Annotated in this window: 4 protein-coding genes and 1 pseudogene; 3 read left to right on the top strand and 2 right to left on the bottom strand. The window is 67.3% G+C overall.

From position 1 onward, the window contains the following. Positions 1-62: 62 nt before the first annotated feature. Both ACGFSA_RS34750 and ACGFSA_RS34745 read left to right on the top strand, forming a co-directional pair. On the top strand, positions 63-719 hold the full coding sequence (locus ACGFSA_RS34750; protein ID WP_393310118.1) for a hypothetical protein: 657 nt from the start codon (positions 63-65) through the stop codon (positions 717-719). 524 nt (positions 720-1,243) lie between these two features. Next, positions 1,244-1,351: pseudogene (locus ACGFSA_RS34745) on the top strand (VOC family protein); the annotation flags it as partial. A 5-nt stretch (positions 1,352-1,356) separates the two neighbouring features. Here ACGFSA_RS34745 and ACGFSA_RS34740 read toward each other — a convergent pair. Next, positions 1,357-2,223, bottom strand: a complete 867-nt coding sequence (locus ACGFSA_RS34740) for an NADP-dependent oxidoreductase (protein ID WP_393310116.1) — start codon at positions 2,221-2,223, stop codon at positions 1,357-1,359. 558 nt (positions 2,224-2,781) lie between these two features. Between ACGFSA_RS34740 and ACGFSA_RS34735 the strand changes: the two genes are divergently transcribed. Continuing rightward, positions 2,782-3,261 (top strand): phosphotransferase, encoded by a 480-nt coding sequence (locus ACGFSA_RS34735; protein ID WP_393310114.1) that lies wholly within the window; start codon positions 2,782-2,784, stop codon positions 3,259-3,261. Positions 3,262-3,308: 47 nt separating this feature from the next. On the opposite strand, the gene ACGFSA_RS34730 is transcribed toward ACGFSA_RS34735, so the two are convergent. Then, on the bottom strand, positions 3,309-5,093 hold the full coding sequence (locus tag ACGFSA_RS34730; RefSeq protein WP_393310112.1) for an MOSC domain-containing protein: 1,785 nt from the start codon (positions 5,091-5,093) through the stop codon (positions 3,309-3,311). Positions 5,094-5,275: the final 182 nt, after the last annotated feature.

Raw genomic sequence — 5,275 nt, 5'->3', positions numbered from 1 at the left:
CTCGTCATGCTCACGCTCGCAGGAGACAAACCCACCCTCCCCGGCCGTCAACTCGCAACCCAATGACCCACACATACGGCAGGAGAGCCCAAAAAGGCGACGTCGTCGCAGCCGGGGCCGTGCAGGTGCTGCTTGCCGCCATCGGCAGCCTCACCTTCGCCCCGACCGTCAACGGCATCCTCACCGCCGCCAAGGTCGGCAAAGGCATCTCCCTCGACGTGGGGGCGCTGGTACAGACTGTGGCACTCCGGCAGCTCGTTCCGTTCGTCATCGGCCTGCTGCTGCGCCGCTACGCGGCACTCACCGCACAAGCGTGGCACCCCACCGCGGCCGCGGTCTCGAATGTGACATTCCTGATCGTGCTGGCGGGCATGCTGGTCGGCAACTGGCGTGACGTCGTCGCGCTGCTCGGCTCACTCACGCTGCTGGCCGGGTTCGTCCTCGCAGCCGCCGCCTTCGCCGTCGGCACACTATTGTCCACAGGGCCGCCAGTGCGCCGCACCGCCATGGGAGGCGTCACCGCAGTACGCAACGCGGGGCCCGCCCTGGCGGCGATCGGCATCGCATTCGCCGACCAGCCCGCCATCCTGGGCGCCCTCGCCGCAGCCTTGCTGAGCGGCCTGGCGGCAGCCCTGCCGATCGCTACCCTGCTCAGCAGCCGGCGAAGCGGGCCCGGAAAACCCGTAGGACACGCTGACCAGGACACGCGTGGTTCATGAGCAATACCACGCGCACGCTCTCCGGTACCCCTCCTTCGGGGCTGCCGGCCCGGGGCCGAGGGCGCCGCCGCGTTGCAAGCCGTGGTCCACCCGCAGCCGCTCGGGCATCTCGATGTCGTCGCACAGGTCCTCCAGCGGGTGGTCGGCGTGTGCCGGAGCCGTGTGCAGGGGCCGGTGGCACAGGTCAGGTGCGAGGCCGGGGGCGCTGCATGCCCCGGCTCCGACACTTCACGCCTGAGCCGGAAGATGTCGCGGTTGCCCTCCCTCAGTACCATCTGCCGGAAGTCCGCCTCCATCAGTCTCAGAGCGACGCGGTGCCAGGCCGCCCCAGTTGAACCGATGTCGCGAACGATGGCAGTTCAGGTACGACGACTCCCTCGGTAGGGTTCGGGTGCCAGCGGCCGAACGTCCGGGGTGAAGCCGCATGTCAAGCATGACGCGACGAAGGAGTCCAGCCGAACCGGGTCCTGGGAGCACCCGACCGCGCGGCAGGTACGGTGACAAAGGTGAGCACGCCGCGACACGACTACTACGAGAAGCGTGACGAGCCGATCCAGTCGCAGCACTACGTGTTCCTCGTGCCTGACGAACAGTTCAACAACATGATCGCCCGCCTGGAAGCGGTTGGGGTCAGAGCCTAGGGGCTCCGGTTGCCGTTCACATGGAGGACAACCTTGCCGCGCGGGTGCTCGGTCACAAGTACCTCGTAGGCCGCGCGGGTCTCGGTAAGTGGCACCACGCGGTCCACCACCGGCGTCAGCCGGCCCTCGTCAATCAGTTCTGCGATGGCCACCAGACCGGCCCGGTCGGGTTCGACGATGAAGAACAGGGCGCGAACTTCGTGGGCGGCGGCCTTCTCAGGGTCCGGAGGCTGCACGATGCTGATGAGGGTTCCGCCGGGCCGCAGCGTCGCCCAGGAGCGGTCCTGTGTTTCTCCGCCCACCAGGTCGAGCACCACGTCGGCCTCCCGCACGACGCCCTCGAACCGTTCGGCCTGGTAGTCGATGACCCGCTGCGCGCCGAGCGTGGTGACGAAGTCAATGTCACGCGCGGAAGCGGTGGCCGTCACACGCCCGCCCAGCACCGTAGCGATCTGCACGGCGAAGGTGCCCACACCGCCGGCGCCGCCGTGAACCAGGACGCGCTGTCCCGGTTGCAGCTCGGCATGGTCGACCAACGCCTGCCATGCGGTGAGGGCCGCGAGCGGTACAGCCGCCGTGCGGTCGTGATCCAACCGGGACGGCTTCGCGGCGAGCATCCTTGCGGGAACGGCAACGTACTCGGCTGCCGCACCGTCGCGGGTAAAGGGGATCAACCCGTAGACCTCGTCGCCGACAGCGAGATCGGTCACCCCGGCGCCGACTGCGGCCACAACGCCGGAGACCTCGTGCGAGGGAATGGTCGGCGTTCGGTCGCGCCCCGTCCCGTCAAGGCTGTCGGTCCAGCTGGCGTCCCATTCGAGTTCGCCGGCGGTGATGGAGGCGGCGTACACCGCGACGAGCACTTCGCCGGTGGTCGGTTCTGGGCATGGGGCCGACTCGTAGACGAATTGTTCGGGGCCGCCCCGCCGGTGGGCCCGGACGGCGTGCATCGTACTGGTCATGAGGAGATCACTGCCGTGATCGAACCGACCTCAGTCGGTCACACCGGCCCCGTCACTCCTTGGACGGCGGCTCGCTCCTCATCTGGCTCACACCGGACGCCTGGCTTCGTAGGTGAAAAGCAACATCGATTGTTGGCGCATCGCGGCACCACTCGTCGATCTTGCCCCGGAATGTTGATGAGAGCTGGCAGCACCCCGACGGCAGTCCCGGTTGTCTACCCGCTCTTGCGGCGGCGTGTGCTGCAGCATGCTGGTCCTGGGCGACTTGAAGCAGGACGGCTGGTTGCTCGCAGTAGCCACACGTTCGTTTCGGCCGCGTGGAAGGATGGGCCCATGTGGTCGCGACTGACGTTCGGGGACGAGTTACGGGCCGAGCTGGGATCACCCAGGCGCTCTCGCAGACTGGGCAGCAGCCCGCGCTCGCGTGTGTGGCGCGTCGAGCTGCCAGAGACATCGGCAGTGGTGAAGCAGATCGTCGACGGCCCCGATGCCGACGAGCGATTCGCCCGCGAGGTGGCAGCGCTGCGGCTAGCCGCCCGAGCTGAAATGCCCGTGGTGCCCGCGCTGCTGGCCACCGATCCCGGCGAGCGGGTGCTGGTGCTGGAGCATCTGGATCACCAACGCCCGTCCAGCGACTGGATCGTCGACTACGCAGCCGCATTGGCACGGCTGCATGCCACCGCCCGTCCGGAGGACGTTGGGGTACTTCCCCCATGGCAGGGCCCTACCCAGGCCGACATCGACTCGTTCCTCAGGCTGGCCATGGCTCTTCAAGTTCCTGTCGTGTCTGGCGTTTCCGACGACGAATGCTCTCTCGCTGGCCGACACTTCAGCCAGTCCCGACAAAGCGACCTTAGAGGTCGGCTGATGCCCCGGAATCGTCGGCGAATCACCGACATGCCGACCTGTCTCGTGCCCAGAAAGCCGTTGGTCAGCTGATCATCTGCTGTTCGGCGCGGGTGGTGGCGAGGCGGCAGGAGAGGGAGTCACAGATCGAGGATGAGATCCTCGCGCGGTTGTGAGCAGCAGATGAGCGCGTTGCCCTCGGCCGGCAGGTCGATGGGGTCAGGAGCGTAGTCGACACCGCCGGAGACGACTGCCGTCTCGCAGGTGTGACAGACACCGGTGCGGCACGACCACCGCACTGGGACGTCGCATGCCTCGGCGAGTTCCAGGAGTGTGTCGTAGCCGGGGTCCCAGGGAACGGTCAGGCTGCTGCGGGCGAAAGCGACGGAGGGGCCAGTACCCGGTCCAGGCGGATGGGCGGGCAGATGGGGAGCCTGCGCATCGGTCGGAACCACTCCGGGCGTCATCGCGGTCACGGATCCAAAGGTCTCTGTGTGGATCCGCCCAGGGGCCAGGCCGCAGCCCACCAGTGCTTGTGTCATGTCGTCCATGAACGCCTCCGGACCGCAGATGTAGGCGTTGGCGTCCTCCGGGATTCCAAGGTGCTCGAGATGCTGGGCGGTGAGCCGACCGGTGGAGGTGTAGTCGTCGCCGAGACGATCGTCGTCGCGTGGGCTGCTGTACGAGACATGCCGTCGGCCGGACGGCAGGCGTGACATCAGGGTGCGCACCTCCTCGGCGAAAGGATGCTCGGCGCCGTTCCGAGCTCCGTGCACCCACCACAGCGCGCGGGGATCATGGTTGTCGGCCAGCGCATGGAGCATGGCAAGCACCGGGGTGGCCCCGACGCCGGCGGAGACCAGCACGATGGCTGCCTCGTTGTTGTCGAGGGTGAACGTGCCTCGCGGGGCAGCCACATCGAGAACGTCGTCGACCACGACGTGTTGATGCAAGTAGCTGCTACCCACGCCATGGGGTTCCTGCTTGACGCTGATCCGGTAGTGAGCGTCCCCTGGGCGCCCGGACAGGGAGTAACTGCGAATAACCGGCGCGCCCTGCGGGTCGGGACGCATCCTGACTGTGACGAACTGGCCTGGCAGCGCTGGTGGAAGCGGACTGCCGTCGGTGGCGGCGAGAGTGAGGGAAAAGATACTCCTGCTCTCGGGGGCGATGCGCGTGACCGCCAGAGGACGGAAGCCCGGCCAGGCCGGCGGCGGGCTGCTCGCGGCAGCGGTCAGGCCCGTATTGCCTCCCGTATTGCCTGTTGACCAGCCCTTCGAGTCGTAGTCGTCCAGGAGCGACTGCATGGACGTCTTCCAGCCGGGGCTGAGCGCGGGAATGCGGAGCGCCCGCTCCACCTGGGAGCGCGAACGCCCGGGTCTGTAGAGGACGGCGTCGACCTCCGCGACGGTCATGGCTTCCGGCCCCGTGGAGACTTTGACGATCTCGTCTCCGGCCTGGACGACCCCCTCGGCCAGCACCTTCAGATAGAAGCCGGGGCGTCCATGGGCGACCAGCAGCGCGGGCATCTGCGGTTCGTCCATGCGAAGACCCACGCGATAGCACGTCACCCGGGGCTGCGTGACTTCGAACAACGCATCGCCGATGCGGTACTGGTCGCCGATGCACACCTCGTCGTCGGGCAGTCCGTCCACGGTGAAGTTCTCACCGAACTGGCCATGAGTGAAATCGTTGCGGTGCAGGTGCTGCTGCCAGTACCGATAGGAGTCCACCTGATATACCAGCACTGCCCGGTACGACCCGCCGTGACCGGTGAGGTCGCCCTGGCCGTCTCCGTCGATGTTCAGCTTCCTGACCATCCGCGGGCCCGTGACTGGATGCTTCCATACACCCGTATGCGTCTCCCGGCCCTTCCAGGGAACATCCCTGGGCATCCCGACATTCACCGCGACGAGCGTGGCCATCGGTGCGTCTCCCTGATCGAACGGACCACCCCCATCGCTGCCACGCTAATACGCCGACTGTCGATGGCACGTGCAGGACACGTGACGCAGTGAAGTCTTCTCGGCAACCTGACGGTTGCGGCGCGTGATGATGCTGGACGGCGGGATGGTGACTCGGCGTCAGACATGAGTGAAGCCCCTGG

This window comes from Streptomyces sp. NPDC048496 (genome assembly GCF_043200055.1).
In the GTDB taxonomy this organism is placed as follows: Bacteria; Actinomycetota; Actinomycetes; order Streptomycetales; family Streptomycetaceae; genus Streptomyces.
This window is presented reverse-complemented; position numbering and strand designations above follow the sequence as displayed.

What these genes read in the sequence shown, in the direction of transcription:
- ACGFSA_RS34750 (WP_393310118.1), top strand. Translation starts at nt 63, where the DNA reads ATGACCCACACATACGGCAGGAGAGCCCAAAAAGGCGACGTCGTCGCA.
- ACGFSA_RS34730 (WP_393310112.1), bottom strand. Translation starts at nt 5,093, where the DNA reads ATGGCCACGCTCGTCGCGGTGAATGTCGGGATGCCCAGGGATGTTCCC.